1 pseudogene is annotated in these 576 nt (G+C 30.6%); it reads right to left on the reverse strand.

Features of this window, described 5'->3' with window-relative positions:
* Nucleotides 1-116, reverse strand: a pseudogene (locus tag ACJ5GX_RS07785) (major capsid protein); the annotation flags it as partial.
* Nucleotides 117-576: the final 460 nt, after the last annotated feature.

Consider the following 576-nt stretch of genomic DNA (forward strand, 5'->3'; position numbering starts at 1 on the left):
GACCTATTTGGAAATAAATTTAAATTTTCAACACGTCCATAATTTATCGGCAATATATTCATCGCATTTGTTAGTGCCGTCATGCTAAATGCTGTATTTGTAAATGGATTTTGCATTCTTTCTTTTCCCCCTTATATAAACAGACACTCGCATTCTAATGACCCCCATTATACGACAGTTGCATAAACTACTATTTGTTACCTACTCCTTGTATAGTTGAGATACTTTGTTCAGCTCTATGTACCTACTTAAGGTAAGTAAAAAGCAAAATAATTATCAAATAGCAACCGTAAGCAGTGACTTTAATCTTTATATTCTAGACCTGTGTCTGATTTATGTACCTACCTACCTATGCTGAGTAGCTAAAAACGAAACACTTAATTATTATATATAAAAACCCTAGATATTATAGTTCTTGTATATAACTGGGCTACAAATCCATTTTTAGTCACTCAAAGAAGTCGTTGTAACCGTTATGATGAAACTATAATATTATATACAATAGAAATGGAAAGCAAAATGTTTCGGATCTAAATTGCAAAAACATGTTAAGAAAACTATTTTAATCAAATGAAT

It is taken from the genome of Wolbachia endosymbiont of Tuta absoluta (assembly GCF_059414725.1).